This is a genomic window from Labrys neptuniae, from assembly GCF_040797145.1.
In the GTDB taxonomy this organism is placed as follows: domain Bacteria; phylum Pseudomonadota; class Alphaproteobacteria; order Rhizobiales; family Labraceae; genus Labrys; species Labrys neptuniae.
The window spans coordinates 38,917-61,353 of record NZ_JBFNQD010000019.1 but is presented as its reverse complement, the minus strand read 5'-3'; the positions used below and the strand labels follow the sequence as shown (position 1 = coordinate 61,353).

General features: G+C 57.4%; 15 protein-coding genes and 1 pseudogene. 7 read left to right on the top strand and 9 right to left on the bottom strand.

Going from position 1 to position 22,437, the window contains the following annotated elements:
• Window positions 1-47: 47 nt before the first annotated feature.
• The 3 genes from ABXS05_RS30615 to ABXS05_RS30605 all read right to left on the bottom strand — a co-directional run bounded on the left by ABXS05_RS30615 (window position 48) and on the right by ABXS05_RS30605 (window position 3,638).
• Complete coding sequence (locus tag ABXS05_RS30615; protein ID WP_367626507.1) at window positions 48-740, bottom strand: hypothetical protein; 693 nt, start codon at window positions 738-740, stop codon at window positions 48-50.
• 40 nt (window positions 741-780) lie between these two features.
• Window positions 781-1,776 carry a sulfotransferase domain-containing protein gene (locus ABXS05_RS30610; protein ID WP_367626506.1) on the bottom strand — a complete coding sequence of 332 codons (996 nt, stop codon included), beginning with the start codon at window positions 1,774-1,776 and terminating at the stop codon, window positions 781-783.
• 1,613 nt (window positions 1,777-3,389) lie between these two features.
• Window positions 3,390-3,638, bottom strand: a complete 249-nt coding sequence (locus ABXS05_RS30605) for a helix-turn-helix domain-containing protein (protein WP_367626522.1) — start codon at window positions 3,636-3,638, stop codon at window positions 3,390-3,392.
• A 180-nt stretch (window positions 3,639-3,818) separates the two neighbouring features.
• On the opposite strand from ABXS05_RS30605, the gene ABXS05_RS30600 reads away from it, so the two are divergent.
• Together ABXS05_RS30600 and ABXS05_RS30595 are read left to right on the top strand one after the other, a co-directional pair.
• Window positions 3,819-4,532 carry a hypothetical protein gene (locus tag ABXS05_RS30600; protein WP_367626505.1) on the top strand — a complete coding sequence of 238 codons (714 nt, stop codon included), beginning with the start codon at window positions 3,819-3,821 and terminating at the stop codon, window positions 4,530-4,532.
• Window positions 4,533-4,859: 327 nt separating this feature from the next.
• Window positions 4,860-5,192, top strand: a complete 333-nt coding sequence (locus ABXS05_RS30595) for a hypothetical protein (protein WP_367626504.1) — start codon at window positions 4,860-4,862, stop codon at window positions 5,190-5,192.
• Between the two features lie 31 nt (window positions 5,193-5,223).
• Here ABXS05_RS30595 and ABXS05_RS30590 read toward each other — a convergent pair whose 3' ends face one another.
• Window positions 5,224-5,538: a transposase gene (locus tag ABXS05_RS30590; RefSeq protein WP_367626521.1), complete on the bottom strand. Its 315-nt coding sequence runs from the start codon at window positions 5,536-5,538 to the stop codon at window positions 5,224-5,226.
• Window positions 5,539-5,643 (bottom strand): annotated as a pseudogene (locus ABXS05_RS30585) (IS481 family transposase); the annotation flags it as partial. It lies immediately after the preceding gene.
• Between the two features lie 371 nt (window positions 5,644-6,014).
• Here ABXS05_RS30585 and ABXS05_RS30580 point away from each other — a divergent pair.
• Complete coding sequence (locus tag ABXS05_RS30580; RefSeq protein ID WP_367626503.1) at window positions 6,015-6,779, top strand: outer membrane protein; 765 nt, start codon at window positions 6,015-6,017, stop codon at window positions 6,777-6,779.
• Window positions 6,780-7,406: 627 nt separating this feature from the next.
• On the opposite strand, the gene ABXS05_RS30575 is transcribed toward ABXS05_RS30580, so the two are convergent.
• The 4 genes from ABXS05_RS30575 to traA all read right to left on the bottom strand — a co-directional run bounded on the left by ABXS05_RS30575 (window position 7,407) and on the right by traA (window position 11,799).
• Complete coding sequence (locus tag ABXS05_RS30575; RefSeq protein WP_149249033.1) at window positions 7,407-7,811, bottom strand: hypothetical protein; 405 nt, start codon at window positions 7,809-7,811, stop codon at window positions 7,407-7,409.
• A 183-nt stretch (window positions 7,812-7,994) separates the two neighbouring features.
• Window positions 7,995-8,291, bottom strand: coding sequence for a hypothetical protein (locus tag ABXS05_RS30570; RefSeq protein WP_367626502.1), 297 nt, complete (start codon window positions 8,289-8,291; stop codon window positions 7,995-7,997).
• Between the two features lie 115 nt (window positions 8,292-8,406).
• Complete coding sequence (locus ABXS05_RS30565) at window positions 8,407-8,622, bottom strand: helix-turn-helix transcriptional regulator (protein WP_367626501.1); 216 nt, start codon at window positions 8,620-8,622, stop codon at window positions 8,407-8,409.
• A gap of 129 nt (window positions 8,623-8,751) precedes the next feature.
• Entirely contained in the window at window positions 8,752-11,799 is a 3,048-nt protein-coding gene (traA, locus tag ABXS05_RS30560) for a Ti-type conjugative transfer relaxase TraA (RefSeq protein WP_367626500.1), read from the bottom strand.
• Between the two features lie 178 nt (window positions 11,800-11,977).
• On the opposite strand from traA, the gene ABXS05_RS30555 reads away from it, so the two are divergent.
• From ABXS05_RS30555 to ABXS05_RS30540, 4 genes are all read left to right on the top strand, one after another.
• Window positions 11,978-12,304: a conjugal transfer protein TraD gene (locus tag ABXS05_RS30555; RefSeq protein WP_367626499.1), complete on the top strand. Its 327-nt coding sequence runs from the start codon at window positions 11,978-11,980 to the stop codon at window positions 12,302-12,304.
• A gap of 1 nt (window position 12,305) precedes the next feature.
• On the top strand, window positions 12,306-12,596 hold the full coding sequence (locus tag ABXS05_RS30550; protein WP_367626498.1) for a conjugal transfer protein TraD: 291 nt from the start codon (window positions 12,306-12,308) through the stop codon (window positions 12,594-12,596).
• A gap of 422 nt (window positions 12,597-13,018) precedes the next feature.
• Window positions 13,019-16,270 (top strand): STY4851/ECs_5259 family protein, encoded by a 3,252-nt coding sequence (locus ABXS05_RS30545; protein WP_367626497.1) that lies wholly within the window; start codon window positions 13,019-13,021, stop codon window positions 16,268-16,270.
• On the top strand, window positions 16,267-22,374 hold the full coding sequence (locus ABXS05_RS30540; protein ID WP_367626496.1) for a DEAD/DEAH box helicase: 6,108 nt from the start codon (window positions 16,267-16,269) through the stop codon (window positions 22,372-22,374). The genes ABXS05_RS30545 and ABXS05_RS30540 overlap by 4 nt, the downstream gene beginning before the upstream one ends.
• Window positions 22,375-22,437 lie beyond the last annotated feature (63 nt).

The window sequence follows — 22,437 nt, the reverse complement described above, 5'->3', positions numbered from 1 at the left end:
GCCAACCCAATACTTTCTTCATATTGAGTCACTTTATTTGAAATTTTCTATGTTTTTGCAGAAACTCGCGGACGCGCCTTAAATTGAACCAGAACAATCGCCACAAAATATATTGAAGAAAAATAAGCAAACGAAATTATCATAGTTTTTTTGAAAGACATTACCACTAATGAATCATGAATAGATGGTCCCAACAAACTATAATTCGAAAAAAGTGTATGCGACGCTGACCAAATACCTAAAGACGACACAAAAAACAGCGCTATAGCCGGTTTATATATATTATACCCCCCTGAAATAAGTAAATTCACAAACAACATCACAACGAACAATGCCAACCAAATCAAACTCACAAAACTACAAAGCTTAAGATATATATCGATATCCACCTTGGACAATAAAAGATGGCCATCGCTGAATTGCTGAAACATGAATTCTTTTGACAGATAATTCCACGGCCAACCCCACTCTGGCAATGGAAAGCTCATAAAAAGCCGCCTAAATAAATCACTTGTCATCAGCAAAATGTAGATAAACATACAAACCAAAAACGCCAAAACACTCCCGATGATTATTAAATACCCGCGCACAGCCATTAGATAACCAAATTTATATGTGTAATCATCTCGGTAAACTTTATTTATATTTAAATTAAAACCAAATACATTCTTGTATGTCTCAAGAGATATGGTATCTGGGTTCGCAATTGCTACCTTGAAGGCGCTTTTCCAATCGATCATTACACAATCTCTTTTATTGAACTATTTATCTATGGCTATGTCATGTCTCTGGCAGCATGGATGCGGACCCTTTAGAATCAATCAGATATCTTAGCCTCTCCATTACCTCGGCGTGATCACGCAGCACTGCTAGTATTTGAGGTTTGGTCAACGCCAGCCGCCACTGTCCAACCCGCCCCTCTCGAAAGAAGCGCTCAGCTACTTTTGGCTTTTCACGGAAGCCATTTTGGCCTTCCTGAGCCTGCAAAGCCTCGAAAGAAGATTTAGTGATAGCCGCCGTCAGCTGCGCCTCATCCGGCTGAAGCCCGAGGAAACAGGACAGATTTCCAAAGGCCACCTTCGGATGTGTCACTATGTCTTCGTAGCGCATCACATACACGGGAAAAGGCACGCCTTGTAGCCAGCTCTCAACATGCTGGCTCCAGCTCCCCATCGTCTCACCGACATGGCGGTCGGTTGCCGGCGTGCACATATTGGGCATTCCCATCAAGGCGATGGTCTGGTCGATACTTTGCCCCATGTGGTGGGCATAAGAGATCACGACGTCGAGAGGATTGCGGACAAGGTAGATCGCAGCTCTAGTTACTTCCGGATCGACGGTCGGAACACCGTGGTCACGTCCGTAGGCCAGATGAGTCTTGGCCGGCAAAAACCTATTGGTGCGCCCAGCGATCAATCGCTGCACGATCGGCCGAGCTCGAGCGATCTCTTCAGCATTTGCTTCCTTCGGTGGCTTGCCAAGCGCTTGCGTAAAAAGAGGGACGCTATGCTCCCAAACGCTGAACCGGTTCAGCGCGTTAATATCCTGCGCGCCCTCGGTCTCACCGCGCATTTCACGAAGAAGATTGTGAAGAAAGACCCGAACCCACGTGTTACCCGATTTTGGATAGGAGGCGATCCATATGATATTGCGCGAAAAACTCGTTCCTGACCAAACGCGACAGGACTCCTGCAAGGAAGTCCGATTGGCGGCAGCTACCGACTGCCTAACTGGCCCGAGATGCTCTGATGCCTCGCCAAATAGCCACTCATTCATAGTGGTGCATTTCTTTTCGATCAGCGTGTGAGGATGGCGCTTGGTTAACGGTACCACCGGTCGATAAGCGAAACATTTAAGGAGAAATTACGGCACTATGTTTCTACATTGTTGCTACATCAAAATATATTTATGCTACTGAACCGTATAGATTGGAGGTCACTTGCGCGTACAAAATACATATTGGTACAAAAATACCATTAATTATACACTTTACACGAAAATTGGAGATTTAAATTATAATATTCTATAATAATGCTTCACATTTATCCAAATAACAAGATATACTTCCGGATAATAACAAAAAAATTAATTGCCAATCCAATAATTAGCTAAGAAATTGATGAATTTTATAAACATTAACAAGAATGAAATATCGTCCTATATTCATGGAACTAACTTTCTTTATATTTTTCGGCAAGACGCCACTCCATCCAGGGGTCGGAAATATTTTTGACCGCTTTAGGCATATTGTTTCGGATATTTACCTTTTCAACGGAAGAGTCTAAATCCACAATGGCTCAATCGGTTTGGCTGCGCGTGGTTCCCATAGGTATCATAGTCCTATACCGAAATGGCGCGGAAGCTTTGCCTCGGCTTCTGATCTGAATATGATTTGAACTGATCTAAACCCTTCAAACTGGACCAGATTTGGCTAGAGCGCGTCTTGTTTAAGTTGGCTCATAGCCAGCCGCCAGGAAGTAGTTTGCGCATTAGGTTGGGGTGAAGAGGTCGATGATCGAGCCGACTGCATAGGGCGTGGATGGTTCTTTCAGCTCACAAGCCACCTGTCACATCACAATCGATTCATCAATCGCTGCACATGCTCTAGTTTGATAAGTGCCAGCTGGTCAGTGGGCTGTGCCATTATTTCAGTCGGCCGGAATTTCGCGTCAGCGGCCGGCGGGTCTTTACATTGAGGTGTATAGGATGAAGCTTCCGCTAAGTCGTGTGGACGAACTTGGTCAACCAAAGCCAGGCGGCGAAACTGACGATGGATTGGAAATTTCGGGCCGTTTTTTTGCAGCGTAGCGCCACACGCTTGAAGCGTCCTATCCTACGCTCGATACGAGTGCGAGCCTTGTAAAGCGTCCTGACGAAAACTCTGGTTTGTCTTTCTTGCTGGATTTGTGCGGGATCACGGGGGATGCCGCGAACTCTGGCGGCCGCGCCATTGGACTTGCTTGTATACTCAAATGAGATGTTTGCTCGAGACGTTTTCTCTGTCTCAAATGCATCCTTCTTATGGTTCAGAGACAGTAGATGAGCTGACCTAAAACTCAACGTGACGATTTTACCGCGTCAACAGTGCGGAACAGGATCTATCGATCCGATAGGTGACTCTGCGCGTTGCAGGATTATCCATGCCGAGAAGAAAAGTGCCCTCACGCGGGCTGGACACACCGAGTTGAAGGCATTGCTTGATTGTCTGCGCTCGGGCGGTTCGTTGATAGCGGCGTAAATTGCGTGGCATGGCCCGTTCAATCGGTGATCTGCAGCGTAATAGTCTGGCCTTCATGTCAAAAAAGTATCCTGTACGTCACGGAAAAGCCAATTGCGACTCAATGGAGAGCCAAAAAGCTTGCTCGACATCCTCTGTGTCTTTGTCGAGCTTACGTATTTGCGGAACGTTGCGACAAACGCACGCCAAAACCACCACCGTTCTCGGAAATAAATTCGATTCCGGCCGTCACCAATGCGCCGACGATCTTTGCGACTGTCTCAGGGCGCCCGCCGAGCAATCCATCCTCTGCCTCTAGGCGCGCAATCGTCGGCTCCGAAACCGTTGAGTGTTCCGCCAAGTCTCCCTGGGACCACCCCAGTAATGCCCGTGCAGCCTTCACCTGCCTCGTGGTCACCATGAAATGCTGGTTCGATAGATTTTCTATTGACATTCACAAAGCCGAATTGATATTTTTTCTATCAAAACCTCTGCCGCCCCAATCCGATATCATATCGGGAACGGTACGCAGAGTGGCTGACCAAGGTGCGGGAACACCTCGATCAGCCTAACCACAACCAAGCTGCAAGGAGCTCGGATCATGGCTGATTCCGACCATAGCACGACTTTGTCTTTCGTCACCCGGCGGCGCCTTCTGTTGGGCACGACCTTGACCACGCTGGCTTGGCCATTTCAGGCCAAGGCGCAGGCAGCCGAACCGCAGACTGGTCACGACAACCCTGACCCAGCGCTGCTGGCGTGGCAGTCGTGGAAAACCGTAGCGCTCAGGACTGAAGCGCTCTGCCATAAGCAGCAGCGGCTCGAGACGCAGCTTGTACGAGAAATCGGCTTCCCCCGGACTACACTTCGCCTGCCGGGGAGCAGGGAGGCACTGGAATTTTTCTCGCCGGAAGACATCGAGGCCGTTTGTGGCTCAGCCCCTGAGATGGCTGACCTGTGTACGAAGGCCAAGGCGGAGTTGGCCGAGCATCAGGCGCGCTGGGATGCGATCGATGAGAAGATCGGCTATTCGGCTACGAAGCAAGCGGAGGTGGAAGCGGGCGAGCGGGAGCAGGAACTCGTCGATGCCCTGACCGCCACACCGGCCACCTCACTCGCCGGCATCGCAGGCAAGCTCGACATGATCTTTCATGAGGGTTCAATTTGGGAGGATGACACCGAGTTCCCCCAACCGCAGATCCGCTCGGCGCTCCGTGATCTGATCCGTATCGCTGAGACCATGGAGCCGAATGTCCTCATGCCCGGCAGCGACCGTGAGACTTCTCGCGCTCGCCGTGCTGCTTCTGAGGCATAGCTTGCCGGAGCGCCTTTCGTCTTCGCCGGAATTCACCGCTCTCGCCTTTCGGCGACCACGTCAATGGATCCGTGATCCGACCGCCGATCTCGGATCCATGCCCGGCTTCCTTTGATGCCAATCCAGATCTGGGAGAGGTGCCCGCGGTTTTCCAACTGTTGATAGGAGGGGCGAGACAGGCCGGGAGTTCTCGCTGAGTGCGGGGGAAAATCCTCCGTTTCGGCTATCGGGGAATGTCGCGCCGCGCTAATCAAAACGCGACTTGAGTCTCGTCGGCGGCTCCTCCAAATTGTCGAGCGGAATTACTTTGGACCTGTCGAGACCCCTATGAACATCTGGCTCTTCGCTGCGGGCTTTTGCCTCATGTTTATCTGCGGCATTGTCCTCAAGCTCAGCGTGATCGGCACGATCGCCCGCAGCCTTCAAAAGCTGCTTACCAATGCCCTGTTCGGCTGGTTTCTGCGCAAGACTGGAACGGATCATCCCGCCACACGGAAGGCTGCCAGCCTAGTCGGCTATAATGTTGCAGGGGCGGAAGGCAGTGCCGAGCACTTGAACAAACTGCGGCTCAAGCCCCGCGACAAAATCATCGGCTACACCAGCCTGGCGGGTGCCGCTGGCGGCTTCGTCCTGTGCTGCTACGCTATGCTGGGCTATTAAGGCTCTAGCAACTGTGTCTAGGTAGCTGGGTTTAAGCGCCATGGAGTCGCCGTTTTAAGGACGGCGTTTGCGATTGTGACCAGCTTGCGTGCAATTGCGACGATGACAGCTTATGGGGCTTTGCCCGTTCCTTTAGACGTTTGGCGAGTGGCCTCAGCACCGCGTTGTGGCATGCGGCGGCGAGCGCAGCCTGGAACAGAACATGTCGCAGCGCCCGCCGTCCTCCGACAATCATCCTCCGGCCCCGCATTGTTCCACTGTCGTATGGCACCGATGCCAAGCCGGTCATGGCTGCGGCCTGGCCTGCGGTCATACGACCGAGTTCCGGCATTTCGGCGATCAACATGTCGAGGCGGTAGCGTTTGACAGTGGCCTCCTTGATGGTGCGGTTCATTCGCTCGACCTGCTCGTTGGTCCACGGATGGTTGATCTTGGTGAAGCGGCACTCGATGATTACGGGCACTTAGGTGGCATGAGCGGCGGAATATGTTTCCGCCATACCCGCTGAACCTGAGCACTATGCCGATCAAAACCGGATCGCTAATTTAAGCGCCTTCATAATGTCTCGGCCATTATCGTTGGCCGGAGCAGGCACCGGCCCGTCGTCGAGTCCAGGCCAAATGCCCCACTCGCCACAATAGCAGGAGCCAGAATAGTAGCTGAATATGTCGTCGGCGGTTTCTTCGAGCCAGTTCCCGCACTCACAATATTCTTGTGTTCGAGTTTTCGTACGGATAACATTTTTTAAATGTTGCCCATCAGCAACATACTTTCTGTGGATTTGAAGTTATTGATAGTCGCATACTCATTTGGACTATGGCCATGCGCAAGCTTCTCCTCGCCTCTTCTGCTCTTGTGTGCCTGTCAGGCGCAGCTATGGCCGCCGATCTCGCCCCGGCTGCTGTTGAGCCGGTTGCACCCGCGGCCACTCCGTTCAGCTGGACGGGATTTTATGTGGGCGCCAATGCCGGGTATGGGTGGAATAACGATGATGCTACCCTGGATGGCCTCGGCGGCCCAGCTTGGGATGATTACTATCCAGTAGCGCTCGGCAAAAAAGACCTGTCAGTAGACGGCTTTGTTGGTGGCGCTCAAGTTGGATACAATCATCAGATTGGCCATTTTGTTGTCGGCATCGAGGCGGACTTCAACTATTCCGACATGAAGGATAAATCCACGGCGCGGTCCCCTGCCGGATACTTCGACCCATTCACGTATCGTCAGTTGTCCTCCATCAAGTGGTTTGGAACCGTCCGTACACGTGTCGGATACGCGTTCGATCGCTTCCTACCCTACGTCATTGGCGGTTTGGCTTACGGCAAAGTTGACGTCGCACACAGCGAACAGTTCCCGGTTACCCACTACGGAAGTTCCACCAGCACGACCAAAGCAGGCTGGACGCTTGGCGGTGGCCTCGAATATGCCGTAACGGACGCCTGGACGGTCAAGGCCGAGTATCTCTATTTTGACCTTGGTAAAGTGAAGAGTATCGCCCTCCCTTCCCCCGCCAACCCGCCATTTTCTCAGCGGTATTCCCAGAACGTGACCGGGCAATTGGTGCGCCTCGGTGTCAACTACAAGTTCTGATCGCGCGTAGCAGAGTGCTCCTACCCTTGCTGCGGTCGTCTGTGCGCGACGGCAGACTATGAACCAACTTAAACAAGATGCGCTCCAGCTCGCGAAGAAGGCTTCAGGATTTCCGCGACACTTCCCATGCCTGTATTTGATTTCAGGCGGGCACGGGCCATCGAAGGGGCCGGCCTGCGCGAATATAGTCAAGATATTCATCTTGACTGATGAACTGATTAGTCCACCGGCTCACGTCAGCAAGGAGCCCTTCGCTAGCGAAAACGATGGCGGAGTGAGCATCTTGAAAGGTGGCAGTAGGCGTTTCCGGTCCGTCTGGCTCGAGGCATGGGAAATCGTAAATGTCCAGCCAGTCCTCGCTACCTATATCCTCGGCGTCATAAACCCATAACTCAACAGAGCCATTGGAGGGCCGTAGCTCGATGTGGCGAATATAGTCAGGATTATTAGGACTGCGCCCGAGGAACTGCTCTACAGAGCTACCCCGTTTTAGCGCGTTAGAAATGTGGTCTGCCGAAAGATACCGCATCAAACCTGCTTTCCATTATTCGCAAAAATCCCGAAACATGCGACAGTCTATGCGACGAACACCTATGACGTATCAGGCTTTAGGAATTGCGCGACCGGCTATCGGTAGATCAACTCCCAAACGAGTTCCATCAACACTTTGCAGGCGGCCTTCGATTCAACCCAGATGACGCACGTCGCCAGTTCAGTGTCCTCAAGATGCGTTTGTCCCACGAACTCGGGGGCCCTTTCTTGCAGCGTCTTCAAAACGAGCTCGCTCCAGGCATAGGAATCAGGCTTGTTTCCCGTGCTCTTCGCAATGCGGCGGTTCGCATCGTCGAATTCCGGACCATAGGGGGAGAATTCGATTTGCCACGACAAGGGAATGGGGCGCCCATGATAGATTGTCGCGCCCATAACCACGAGGCGGATCGGTGCCCAACGATCGCTGATCCATTCTTCCTGCTTGGTGACAATCGCTTCCAGATCGTCCGGAATAACCCAGTCGGGTAAGACGCGCCTCATGGCTCTTTCTGCTCCTGCACCAACTGCCTGCGAATAAAGCAGGCTACTTATTCCAGTCACTCCCATTGCGAGCAAGGTGCGTCGGTTCAACAGCATGATTTGCCGTGCGGCCGTCTGACCTGCGGAAAATGTCCCATGTCGATTGCTCTCATGTCGGCTTGCCACGTAAATTCCCGACTTTCCCTAAATCTCGGCATCATGCACGGCTACGCCCAATGCGAGGGTCAGTCTGGCACATATCAAGGTCAGCCAACCCGTCCACAGCTTCGGCTCGATATGCGCGTCAAAGAGAAGTCCACTCGGCTCGGCTGACACGGTTATGTACCGATCGGCATCGTCTGTGCCGTACCATGACGGGCGTTCGGCAGCGTCTATCCAACCATCCATGCTACAATAGACTTCCCACACCTTTGCCCATTCTCGCTCGGAGAGGTAGGGGTTCACGTTGAGAGTGATGGTCTGGTGCACCTTTTCATTCATCGCTCGCCCCGTCACAGCAGCATGCCGCTGCGCTTATGTTGTAGCTGTCCCTCCGAATATAGCGGCACCCGCGATCGTATCGCGTCGCCGGCGTTTGCAACAGCCTCCCGCCTGGTTATCGGCATTCGTCGCCGTCCTCTTTCGGGCGCCATCCGACGGGATCGGCAACCCAACGACTGATCTCGGATTCATGCCACCCTGCCCCGGTGATGCTGATCTTGATCCGGGGCGGGAAGGTCCCCTCGGCGATCTTGCGGTAGATCGTGGACCGGGACAGACCGGTTCGCGACTGCACGGTCTTCATGCGAATGATGCGATCTGGTTCACGCATGGGCGGGTTGCCTCCTGCTGGCTGTTTCTGACTGGTGTTGGGACTACACAGGACAGGTGGTCACGGGTGCGCAAGAGCGTTTTCCGCTTCGTCGTGCCGTGGCAAGGAGACGGCGGCATATCGGATGGGTCAAATTCCGATGTCCAATCCCCGGCCCCTGCCAAGGCCATGGCTGAAGGCGAGTTCCACACCGAGACGGCGGCCTGAGTCGAACTCGATGCCGATGCCGAGCTCCCGCTTGCGGTTGGCGAGAAGGGATTCCAGTTGTGGATCGCGCTCCAGGCTCCTGGCCATGTCGCCCATGGCTGAGCGTGTCGCGTTGTAGTGGGAGAAGTCACCGGCCTGATAGTGGAGCTGGCTCGCCCGCTGGAGCTTCTGCCAGCGTTCCACGAAGCGATCGGCGGCACGGTTCGGATCAGTGCGGATTTCGGTCTCGAGCTGGAGGGTGCGAATGGCGCGGCCGAGATTGCCGCCAGCCGCCTCGCGGGCAAGGCCGGTATCCTTGAGGTAGGCTGCCTCGGCATCGCGCCAGCCATAGGGCCTCACCTTCTCGAAGGCGTCGCGCGCATCCTTCAGCTCTCGCCACTGCTCTGGGCTGGCCTTGTCGCCGATTTGCTGCTCGGCGAAGATGGCATTCACCGCACGGGCATGGCGGACCAGCGCCCGAGTGCGGGTTTTGCGCAGCGCCTCCTCGGGATCTTCGACAGCCTCCTTTTCGGGTACCGCAGGTTCGCGCGGTACCTCCGTCCCGGCTCTTTCCCTTTCCGGTTCCGGCCCCTGCCCTGTTTCTCTGCTGGGCGGACCATCTGGGGACGAGCGGAACCCATCGAGCAGTTGGTCGATCCGATCGCGCAGCTTTTCCGGCACCACCTTGCGCACGATCTCGACGACGCGTTCGCGAAAGCTGATGCCGCGCCGCTCGGCATAGTCCTGCGCCGGATCTCGTTGCTCGTAATCCGACGCCATGTCCTTGGATCGATCCCGCGACAGGGTGCGGACCAGCCGGTCCCGATCGGCGAAGTCGTCGTGGCCGTAATGCAGTTCCATGCCGTCGCGGTGGCGAGATAGGGCGACGTAGCTGCCATGGGCATCCAGGCCTGGTGTTGCCAACACATGGGTGTGGTCCACCGTCATGCCCTGGGCTTTGTGGATGGTGGCGGCATAGCCATGGTCGATACGGTCATAGTCCTTGAGATCAAAGGCAACGGACCGGCCATCGTCAGTGCGCACCGACATGGATTGCGGGCTGACTTCTTCGATGGTGCCGAGTGTACCGTTCTTCACGCCGAGGCTGCGTTCATTGCGCAGGAACATCACCCGGTCGCCATTGGCGAAACTGCGCTCGCCACGCTCGACCGTCACGTGCACATCAGTGCCGAGATCGCCGGCGGCATGCATGCGCTCACGTGCTGCCTCGTTGAGGGATCGCACCTCGGCGTTGGTGTGGGTGAGAATGATGCGACTGGCATCTGGAGCAGCCCGCCGATCGCGATCCCAGCGCCCGATCAGATCCCCGCGGGCCTGTTCTCGCGTCTCAGCGGCGTGCACCCTATCATGGACGCTGTAGGCGTGGATGGCTCCACCGACCCAGCCGTTCGCCAGATCGCGGGTGGCGTCCCGTTGCCAGTCTTCGCGCTGACGCCGCACCTCGCCGATCTCGGCGCCGCCATGGCGATCATGGAGTGAGCGGAAGGCCGCACCCGCTTCGATCGCCTGCAGCTGCTGCGGATCGCCGACCAGCACGACTTTGGCGCCGGCTTCAGCGGCATGGGAAAGCACGCGTTCCAGCTGGCGTGTGCCGACCATGCCGGCTTCGTCGATTACCAGGACATCGCGCGCGGTGAGCAGGTCCCGGCCCTGTCCCCAGCCATGTTCCATGCTGGCGATGGTGCGTGAGGCAATGCCCGATCCGCTTTCGAGGTTTTCCGCCGCGATGCCGGACAAGGCAACGCCGCGGACCTCATAACCCCCCGCGGCCCACGCCTGCCGTGCCACGCCCAGCATGGCGCTCTTGCCGGTGCCGGCATAGCCCACGACAAGGGAGAGATCGCGCCCATCCGTGATATGCGCCAATGCGTCGGCCTGCTCGCCTGACAAGAAGAGACAGCGTTCTTCGGCAGTGGCAAGAGCCTGGCCCCTTTCCTGGTCGCCGACGGCATGCCGCTCCCGCTCCGCCATCAATTCGGCGGCGCGGTGCAGGCGCTGTTCAGCCTCGATCATCGAGCGAGTGGTGAAGCGATCCTCGCCTCGTCCGTCCTGGCCGAGTTCGATGAGATCGGGCGCGCCGCGCATCGCACCCATCACCTCATTGAACTGATCGAGGCCGTCGCTGTGACGATGGGCGAACATCGCCATGTCGCGCTGCGTGAAGGTGGATTGCTGATGGGTGATGGCATCCAGGGCCAGAGACGGATCGGCGATGATCCGCTCGCCATTGCCGCGCGCAATCTCGCGATGCAGGTCCGCCCGGTCGGCAGCGGCGCCAGGATCCTCGACGCCGATATCCTCGATACCCCCGCGCTCGATGCGCTGAGCCGGCGCGCCGACCTGGCTTTGCGGTTCCAGCGCGATGCCTTGGGCTTCCAGGCTGCGATGATCGATCCGGGCATCGATGTCGAGTTCGGCCAGGCGTTCATTGGCAAACTCGGCCCAGCGCTCGCGCCAGTGCTCGACCATCTCGGTGCGGTTCCACTCGCGCACCTTTGGGCCGAAGCTTGCGTCGTTTCCATTCACTTCCACTGAGCGCATGGTGAGCATGACATGGGCATGGGGTTTGAGCATGCCGTCTTCGCCGACATCCCAATGCACATTGAGATCGGCGATCATGCCCCGGTCGACGAACTCGGCCTGCGCAAAGTCTCGGGCAAGCTCGATGCCCTGCGCCTGGCTCAGCTCGCGCGGCAGGGCGAATTCGACTTCGCGAGCAAGCTGGGCGTCCTTGCGGATCTCGAAGGCCTCGACATCATTCCAGAGGCGCTCGCGGCCGCTCCAGGCCTCAGGGGCATGCTCCGGCAGCATCACCTCGGAATGCACGACGCCCCGCTTGGCCGAGAAGTCGTGGCTACGGTCGAGGCGTTCGTCGCGCAAGCGCGAGGCCGAGCGATAGGCGGCGGAGGCCACCGCGCTGGAGCCGGCCTTGCGACCAATGACCTTGACGTGAAGATGATAGATCGCCACCGATCAGGATGTGGCACAGTCGAGCGGACGTCGGAACGACGTATAAGCGCGCCCTCCCTCGAAAAAATCTCGGGAGCGACTATCCGGTCCCAGCCAGTCTCGGTAATCCTGCAGCCTTTTGCCAGGGGCTCAACTATCCTCTCTCAATCGACAGCTTACAGAACGATTGGAGACGACATTGCGCAAACCCAGAAACTTCGACGCCGAACTAAAAGCCCTCGAAGACAAGGCGCGGGAGCTCAAGAGCCGCAAGGTGCAGCAGCTTGGCGAATTGGTGATTGCCACCGGCGCAGACGCGCTCAGCACCGAGGAACTCGCCGGCGCGCTGCTCCTTCTGACCGAGACGAAAGACGCCGGCAAGAGGGAGGTATGGGCCAGACGCGGAGCCATGTTTTTCCAGGGACGAACACAGCGATCTGCACAGGCGACTGATCGCAACACGAGCAGGACTCCGGCGCAACCAGACCGCACGCAACCGTCATCAAGCGGCACGAGCGCGGCATGACATGCGGTCGTCGCAAGTCGAGCGCCGTAGGCGCACGCGGCATCTCATCGAGCTCGGTGGTCTCATCGTCAAGGCCGGCATCGTCGAGCTAACCGGCGATGATCGCGCCATAGTTTACGGCGCGCTGCTTTGGATGGCCGACAAACTCAAAAGCGATCAGAACGAACAGGCGCGAACGTTGTGGAGCGCAAAGGGAGAGCAGGCGTTCAACGCGAGCTCAGCCACTTCCGAGCAGCCAAATGCACCGCACTCGACCAGTCATTCAACTAGGTCGCAAATCGAGATCCTCTGAAACGAATACCGTCGGCAGAACTACTCTTGAAACGAGTTTGGTACCTGGATGTTCCGATACGCAACACAGTGCGTCTGTCGCTGCTGCATTCGACTTTATCGCTCAAGATTGAAGTTCTAATCTTTTGACTGTCGCGACGGAGAGTGTTGAAGCTTTTTAGGCATCGAGAAGGCACTTCTGATTCTGGTCAGAACCACTTCAGTCAACGCCACTCCCTTCTATCATGCGAACTGAGGTGGACGTGCGTGGCATGTCACCGGTCTGGGAATCGTTGAGGGAGACTGATCCAGATCTTTTGTTTAATATTCGCAGGCACCACAACCTTCCCATTAAAGCACAACCCTCGAACGACCTGTGGGCGTTGGGACTTTTCTTCCACGCCAAATTGCGCAGTATGTAGTTTCAGGGGGGGAAATACCTTGATGAGTCGGTCAGAGCTAATCAACGGCTTTAGCGATCTGCTCGCAGCGCGTGGCCTTGACACGCCTGATCGCCGACCACTTTACGCCTACCGTTTTACCAAGGACGAATATAACCACACGGCTGCGCTTCTTCGACGCCACGGTCTTAACGCGCTTAGCGACCGAACAGGTGCTGCACTGATCGTCGCGTATATTTCCGAGTGGTTCCGTCGCGAACGCGGCGGCGGGCATTGGGACTGGATCCGGCCACTGCGCAGCATCGGTTTAGATTATGGCCAGGGTCGCCGCGTACAATATAGCGACGTCGAGGATCTCGTCCAACGAGGCCTTCTCATATGGCGACGTCCTTTGCCGAATAGTGGCGAGAGGTTGCTCGCGATCGTCCGCGAAAGTGGGTTTCCGGTCGCTGCCGTTCGCGAAGATCCCCGAATCTCCGCATGGCTCAAGCATGCAGTGTTGAGCGCCGAGCGCGGCTTTCAGGTCGATCAGGCGGTAGGCGTGGAAGCTTGGCGCGTATCCGACCGGCTCGCCCAAGCTCTCGTTGAACCGGCGATCGAGCTATGTCGCGCGATCGTCGCTCTCCGTGCAACGATCCCTACTGAGGCACGCAACGGGGATCCGGTCGCGTTCCTTGACGGGTGCACCCCAAGCTGGCGAGATGCCCTACCCTTTGACGTTGATCAGGACGATATACGCACACTCGTCGAACGCATGGTGCGGCTCCGAGAAGGGGGCACCTCAGCGCTCGACGTGGAGCGAACGGTTGTCAATACTGATAAGAATGAATGGACAGCGCACGCTTCGCTCGTTCTCACCGGCACTCTAGACATACACCGTGTTCCCCCCTCGATCACCCAGGCCCTCAGCGAGGGGCGCCGACTTCGAATATTTCCACGCATCCCCCACTCTGAAGAACTTACCGCCATCGCAGCTATTGAGACTTATAAGGGCGAAGATGACGAGATCCATGAGCTGCGCCCCTTCGTAACCAAGTTCGACGTCGAGCTCGCGCTCGAACGCGAGGTACGACTTTTCGCACAAGCTGGTCACACTGCCATCGGCGAATTTGTTCCATCAGGCGGGCAGGCGCTCGATTCGCCTGTTATCGCTCTCGATGTCATCGAATTGGACGAAGCACAATATCCCCGCGTTCTGCGCGCAATCGGCTGTTCGTCTTGCCAGACAAGCAAGCCCATGCTCGCACTCGCAGTGCAGCCCAATATCCTGCCATTGATTGTGTTCTCTAATGCCCCACAGGACATCGGGATCTGCAGAACATCGGGCCGCAGGATTGTCCTGTTCGAGGGCACAGCAACACTCGAAGGCGACGGCGCGCGTTGGCGTTGGCGCACCAAGGCAGAGCGCAACCTTCAAGCTCAGCCGATACTGGTGGGCGACCTCGTCGCGAACATACGCGAGACCGTCTATCGCGGCATGCCACGTCTCTGGATCGAGCAGGATGGCTACACTATCGCGCCACGGCAGGATTCGCTCGCCTGGCGCCCACGTCGCCGTGGACCGTGGCGCTCATTGCGCAACGCGGCGCCCATTGGTGCAATCGAAATCGCCGTAATTGAGGAAGGAGAGATCCGTTACGCTATTCCGGCCGACGTTGTACCAGCCAGTATGGAGATCGCGTTCGACCGCACACAACGTGAGTTACGGATATCTGGACTTCAAACAACGATGGTCGCGGCGACCGGCGCTGGGCAACTGAAGGTCCGTCATGCGCACGGGCTCAATGTGATTGACCTCGGCCCACCAACCGGAACACCTGTTATAACCATACGCGTGCGTTGGGAGACCGAGATTAGTCTGACTCTCTCCGACCCCAGATACGAGCTCCGGCTAGTTGATGAGCACGACAGGCTTATTAACACGCGAGCGGGCTTCGCACTCGACGGACTCGGCGGGATCAGAATCTTAGCGACTTGCGAAGTCGCTCTCTGCATGGAACTGCGCGCGCAGGACGTATCTCGGCTGGCTATCTCGCGTCCGATAACCGGCAATGTCCCCCTTTCAGCGCTCCGAGACACGATCCGCCAGTTGCTTGGTCGCTCAACAACCCTTGATGCAAGCGTCGTCCTGTCTGCTGTCGGTGCGAGCGAACATCTAGCCGAAGTGCGTTGGTACGTAGAAGATGTGGATCCGTTCGCCGTCCCGCGGAGTAGCGCGTTTGCAGCGCTTGCATCGATCAACGCACTCAATCTGCGCGCTGTCTCACTCATCGATGCATCAGCTGGCGTCCGATCGGTCGTGGCACCGGCGAGCCAGTCAGCAATGCGCGCCGAACTCGAAGTTGAGCTACCAAATGGACCTTGGCTCGTGTTCGGCAATCGCAAGACCGGAGAAATCGTCCGCCCTCGCATCGTCCCCGCTGGCAAGGCGCCCCCCAAGGGAGCCACGCCTCTGGTTCGTGCGGTCTCGAATGACGCCATTCCGGCGCGCTCCCGCGCCTTTGCAGACCTCTACGCCAATCCAGCGAAGATGCCACGCGAAGACGTTCGTGCGCTGATCGAACTCCTTGTACTCGCACGACGCGAAAACCTACCTTTGTCGAGCATAGACGGGCTTCGCACGCTCGATGGAGCACCCGCGACCGCAGTCCATCTGTTCGCGGCCTGTGATAGTCTTGAGGAGCGCGCGTCGCTCCTCAACCTACAGCGCGACTTGCCATTCCTGTGGTGCGCCACAACCATAGAAGCTTGGCTGGTGTCCTTCGAGACACGGCTTGAGACAATACGTGGTCGACTCGGCGCCGCTGGAATCGAACTCGACGTCGCCAATCGCCTAATAATGACTGCACTTAGTGAGACCGCCAACCTGCGACCCGAACTCGCTGGGCATGTGCGTGCCGTGGTTTTGTCGATGGTAGCGTCCGGTTTGGCAATGAGCGGAATAACCCCGACATTCCCGCTGCCTGCCTATCGGATTGATGCACGCACTGAGATCGGTCGAATGATCACACGTCACGCCGATCGCGACCACCCACCGAGCAGCACGCTCTCGGACGAGACGCTCACCGCACAACGCACACAGTGGGAAGCCTTCGACCCTAGATTCGCGGGGGTGATTGCAGCACCCTTCGCGGTTGCAGATCACGCGGCCGGTATCCGCTCTCTTTCACGGATAGAACTTATGCGTTGTCGTGACGCAGCGCTCTACGATCCGGAGTATTTCGAGGTGATCGTTCCCATGCGCATAAACCAAAAATTGCACAAAATCACTCGCACAAAAGGAACGGCGGCATGATCGATTTCGAACGCATGATTACGCGCCTTCCTGAGCAAGCAGCCGATGCTATCCTCGGCATGTTAAGGCCCAAGTCGCGGACACTCGCCAAGTATCTTCGCAACACTTGGGGAGCGTCCGCCGGTGAGCCCGGATCGCTACTCGCTGAACCGTATGTCGAAGGCGCATTCCCTTGGTTGCCGGTAGAGGGAGGATGGGATGGACTTCCCACCTCCGTGCTCGATCCGCGAACGGTCACGGCCCTGAGGTCGGTCTCTCATCCTCCTTATGCTCACCAAGCTGCAGCATGGGAGATACTAACCGCTCCGACCCCAGCATCAGTAATTGTTTCAAGCGGCACTGGTTCGGGCAAGACTGAATGCTTCCTTGTACCGATCTTTGATCGCCTAATACGTCTGTCCGATGGTGGAAGGCGCTCGCTTGAGGGGGTTCGCGCACTCATGCTTTACCCACTTAACGCGCTGATAAGCAGTCAAGAGGAGCGCCTCGCGCGCTGGTTCGCACCATTCGGTGGAAAAATTCGTTACGCACTCTACAATGGCGAAACGCCCGAGACAGCAAGCGCAGTGACACGCCGCGAATCGCCATGGCGGGTTGGTGATCGCGTAGCGCTGCGTACTTCGCCGCCACCTCTGCTCGTAACCAACGCCACGATGCTGGAATATATGCTTATCCGCCAGAACGACAGCCCTATTCTGGCAGCGTCCCAAGGCACACTTGATTTCGTTGTGCTCGATGAGGCCCACTCCTACATGGGTGCCCAAGCAGCTGAAATTGCACTCCTCCTGCGCCGCGTCGCGCTGGCATTTGGACGAGAACCCAAAGATTTACGTTTTGTCGCAACCTCGGCGACAATTGGCGGCCCCAACGCTCGCGACGAGCTCGCGCGCTTCCTTCGCGATCTGTCAGGCATCCCTGAAGATCGGATCCACGTCATTGAAGGTAAACGCGCGCCGCTCCCACCTGCCCCAGCATTTGAAGAGGAACCGGTTGCACTTGACGCGCTGGCCGAGCTCGATGCGACCGAGAGCGGAACTCGCCTGGCCGCTTCACCAGCACTCCGCAACATCCGTGAGGCATTGCGGGGCGGCGGTCTGTTCGGTTGGCGCCAATGGTCGCAAGTCGCACAGACGATTGCAGACGCCGACGTGAAACCTTCACGCCTGCTCGTCGAAGCCGCAAGAGCACGTGACCCCAATGCAACCGAGGCCATGGTAGAGTCAGGCCAAGATTCGATCTTGCCGACACGCGTCCATTTCTTCCATCGCACGCTTCCCGGCGTGTGGGCCTGCGTAAATCCTGCCTGCACCGGCAGACCGGCTGGAGACAGCACGTCAGACTGGGCCTACGGCGCGGTTTTCTCCGAACAGCATGAGAATTGCCCCCACTGCAAATCCATCATCCTTGAGTGGGCAGTGTGCACGTTGTGCGGCGACGGCGCACTACGTGCAGAGGAAGTCGACGGCGGATCGCGGATCGCGGCGTGGGGCGGCGCTGGAGAAATCGATGAGTTCGAACAGTCGTTGGAGCGGGAAACTGCCGACGACGAAGCGGAAGACTTAGAGCCACAATCCTCGGAGCCGATCGCTCCTGCTCGCGTCTCGCGCCGCTATCTTTATTTGCCATTCCGGGCAGGATTACGTCGCCTTGCGCTTGAGCGTGAGACCGGCGTACTCGACTGCGAGGGCGATGCAATTGTATTTGGCGCGTCGGCTGACCTCTCGGCATGCTGCGGTTGCGGGAACGCACCCGGGAATTTCGATCCTGCCCGCGGTGCGCTACGTCCCGCTAATGCGGGCGCCCCATTTCTAATGACGCAGATCACGCCGGGGCTTCTCGCTGACCTCTCACCTGAGCCTCATGGCGATCAGCAGCTCCCCAGCAACGGCAGACGCCTTATTACCTTCACCGACGCACGACAAGGGACCGCACGCCACGCCGCAAACATCCAAATTGCATCCGAGCGGAGTTTTGTCCGGGGGTTCGTCTACCATTTCGTCCAGGAGCGGCCTGTTAGTGACCCCACAGAGATCGCCAAGCTCGACGAGCAAATCGCGAAGCTACGCATGCTTCCCAGCGACACGACCTATACCGCGATCCTTGAAGGGCTTGAAAGGAACCGGGCAGCTCTCATAGGGACCACCGCGCGGCCATGGTCTGAACTAGTTACGCATTTCGCTCTTCACACTACAGTCAACACGTTCCTACGAGCGCTCTGGACAGCAACTAATCGTGATTCCCGCTTCGAAGATCCCAAAACTCTCGCTGAGTTTCTCCTCTACCGCGAGGCGATGCGCCGACCAGTACGCGCAAATTCGGCAGAGACACTTGGGCTATTTCGTTATGAGTTACCGGGCATCGACGATGCGAACATCCTACTTCCTGCCTCCGCACGCGCTGCCAATTTATCCCTAGCCGACTGGCGCGACCTCTTGAGGCTAATCGTCACCCATTTCATTCGCACCAACGTTGCACTGCATTTCGATCGCTGGTGGCTGAACTGGATCGACCGCCGACAAAGTCATATCGAGATCATTCCGTGGGCGCCCGGACAGCGCTCAAGCCGCTACGTTCGCCTCTGGCCCAATCCCTATGGAGCACGCCTCACCCGCATCGTGCGGCTCGTCTTTCAAGCGTTGAAGCTAGATCCAACGGCAAGTTCCGATCGAGACCAGGTTAACTCCCTGTTCGACGATGCCTGGATCGCGCTCCGGCGCTACATGGTAGCAACTGATAATGGGTTCCGGATGCGGCTCGGCGACCTCGCCGTCGCGCGCGTAGAAAATGCCTTCTGGTGCCCTACTGCGCGCCGTGTGCTCGACACAACGTTCAAAGGACTAAGCCCGTATGATGACGGTGGTACCCACCCAGTCGCCGAACCAATCGTCATGCCACTTCTTCCCTTCGTTTGGCGACGTGACGAAAGCGGCCGCACTGTCGATGAAGTTCGACTCGATTCCTGGCTGCGAGAGGACGAACGCGTCGCACGCCTGCGTGAAGCTGGCCGATGGGGAGATCAGAACGACCGAGCCGCAAAGCTCTCGCCGTGGCTACGCGCTGCGGAACACTCCGCACAACAGCCAAGTTCAGTTCTGCGTCGGTATGAGCGCGAGTTCAAGCAAGGCCGTATCAATGTGCTGGGTTGCTCGACAACCATGGAGATGGGCGTCGACATTGGCAGTATCGAGGGCGTCCTCAACACCAATACCCCGCCCGAAATCGCTAATTATCGACAGCGCGTTGGTCGTGCCGGGCGTGCGCGTCAACCAATTGCTATCGGACTGACCCTCTGCAAAGATAAACCACTCGATCGTATGACGATTGCCGACCCATTAGCCTATCTCAATCGTCAAGCACGCACTCCCCGTGTTAGTCTCGAAAGCCCTACTATCGCAACACGCCACGCTGCTGCGCTATTGCTCGCTCGATTCCTTGCTGAGTCGGGTGCCGAACTCCACAAACTCACCAACGGCGCGTTCTTTGGGCTCGCTGAGGCACCTGCCATCGATGCCATGCCAACGCCGGCGACGACCTTTCTAGGTTGGTTAGATCGCATGCATAACAACGAAACGCTCAGAGAGGCACTACGCAACTTGCTCGCTGGCACCCCCGTTTCACCTGGCCTGGATCTCGTGGAGAATTTGCGTTCACGCATAGAGCGCATCACCTTTGAGATTCGCGCCGAGTGGGAAGCCCTTGCGTCAGCTAGTCCTAACGCGAGCGTGGGCGACGTCGAACTGGCCGCCGCAAATCGTGCGCGGGAGATCCAGCGCAGCCGATTAGAGCGTGGCTATCTATTGGGTGAGCTAGCAGGGCGCGGTTTCCTTCCCTCCTACGGCTTTCCAACAGACATCGTTCAGTTCGTGACGGAGACTGCGAGCGAGAAAGCCGCGCGCCATCGCGCTGCCGTCGCTGACGGCAATCAATCCTCTGAAAGGGGTTTCGGCCGAGGTTATCCCTCGCGTTCGCGCGAGGTCGGAATTTATGAATACGCCCCCGGTCGTGGAATCGTCGTTGATGGTGTTGTGCGGGAGTCCGCTGGAGTTACGCTTAACTGGCAGCGGCCGGCCTCACAGGCCGGTTTGCGCGAGATTCAGAGCCTGCGCACTATGTGGTCGTGTCAGACCTGCGGCGCTCTTGCCTCAAAACCTTCCGCGCTCGAACGCTCGCCCTGCGTGGAATGCGGCTCTGACGCACAGGAGTTTGTTCGCTATCTCGCGCCCGGCGGATTCTCGGTCGATGTCCGTTTCAATATTCATGACGATCCTTCGAACGTCGGTGCTGCTAAAATTGTCGACCCTTGGGTATCAACGCACCACGCAATCTGGCGTTCGCTCCCCGATCCAACCGTTGGACGCGTACGCGCTAGCCCAGACGGCACGGTCTTCTGGTTTAATCCAGGCGATTATGGTCATGGCTACGCCTTGTGCCTGCATTGCGGTCGCGCTGAGGCCGAACCAACTGCGCAAGGCGGTCCCGGCCTTGCAGGCCATCGACCGCTACGTGGAGCACCTATCGCGATCGACGGGATGACCTGCACTGGCGCCCCCGAGTTCGCACCCTATGCGGTGACCCGCAATGTAGCGCTCGGTCACGAGATCAGAACTGACTTGTGTGAGGTCCAACTCTACGATTGTACCTCACGCGAGGTGGCACTCACTATCGCACTCGCACTGCGCGAGGCCATTGCAGATAGGCTAGGTATCGACGCCGACGAAATGGGCTTTGCCGCACCGCCTGTTCCCAGTCCATTTGGAGCGGCCAATTGGAGTGCAGTTGTATTCGATCGAGCAAGCGGCGGGGCGGGCTTCTCTTCGACGATCGCACGCGATCCTGTCGCATTGCTTCGGGAGGCACGCACTTTTCTCGATTGCGAGCGAGTAGGGCGATGCGGCGAGCCGGAAACCGTGCGGGCGTGCCCCCGATGCGTTCTCGCACCAGACGCTCAACACGTGGTGGATGGGACCGATCGTGCCAGTGCATTCGCACTCCTCGGTGCGATCACAACTCGCCTCGATCTCCCGATCGAGCATCGCCTGTTCGGTAGTGGCACACACTACGAGCCGGCACCGCTCGCCCAAGCACTCGACGAGCAGATGGCAGCGAACCCCGATGCTTCACTAGTCGTCGTATTACGGGGCGACCCAGTTGAGTGGGATTTCGAGGCGTGGCCTATGACCTCGGTCGTCGAACGCTGGGGCGGGCGCAATCGCGACGTTGTGGTCGAGGTCCCGCGCGATGCTTTGGAACGAGCCGACGCAGTGACGCGCCGACGCGTGGCGCTCTGGATCCAACGCGCACGCGCTCGCATCGCTGCATTACCTGCTAGCCATATGGACCTTCTAGCGCTCGTTGTGAGCAATGAGCGGACTAAAGCTTGGCGCTCATTCGATTTGCTAGCTGGATCAATTGGTGTTGGGTGGGGCGGAACGTCCAGGGCACCTGTTGTGTGCGGCCCCTACAACGATCGCTTAGAAACACTCAAGTTCCTCGACCTGTCGTCACTGATCGCCGAACGGGTCCGGGAGACAGTCTTTGAGATCGGCACAGAACTCGACGGGCCAGCGTCCGGATTCGGCTTGCGGCTCAAAGCAGCACTGGTCACTCGTAACGCAACAATCGCCGAGATCTTTGCAGAGCCCTGTATTGAAATCCGTTATTCGGACCGGTATTTGTTTAGCCCTCTCGCCATACGTCTTATCGTCGAGATGTTTCGCGGGATCGCGGATTCGCGTACGCGTATCGACGTTGAGACTTATGCGAACCGTAAGAACGGACGACCTCGGGTTGGCAAGCGGCTGAAGGATGACTGGCCGGATGAGCTAGATCGCAATGCCATATTCGAACACCTATTGGCTACGATCGGGCCTGGCGCGAAGCTGACATGCGGCCAGAACGTGCCACATCGTCGGCGCCTTGACTTCAAGACTCCGCGCGGATCAGGAACGATCTTCTTCGATCAGGGGGTTGGATCCTGGTCGGTGTCGAGCAGCGATGGGTTCGATCCGCTCGCCAATCATACCGACCAACTCATCGCGATCGAGAAGCCTTTCTCGATCGCTAATGGGCCCGACGGGACGTTCTTCGCCATTCGCCTCGACTAGACCGAGGCAAGCGCTAGAAATGTGGTGTCTGCAATCACGAGTTCGGCCGAGTATGCTTCGGTC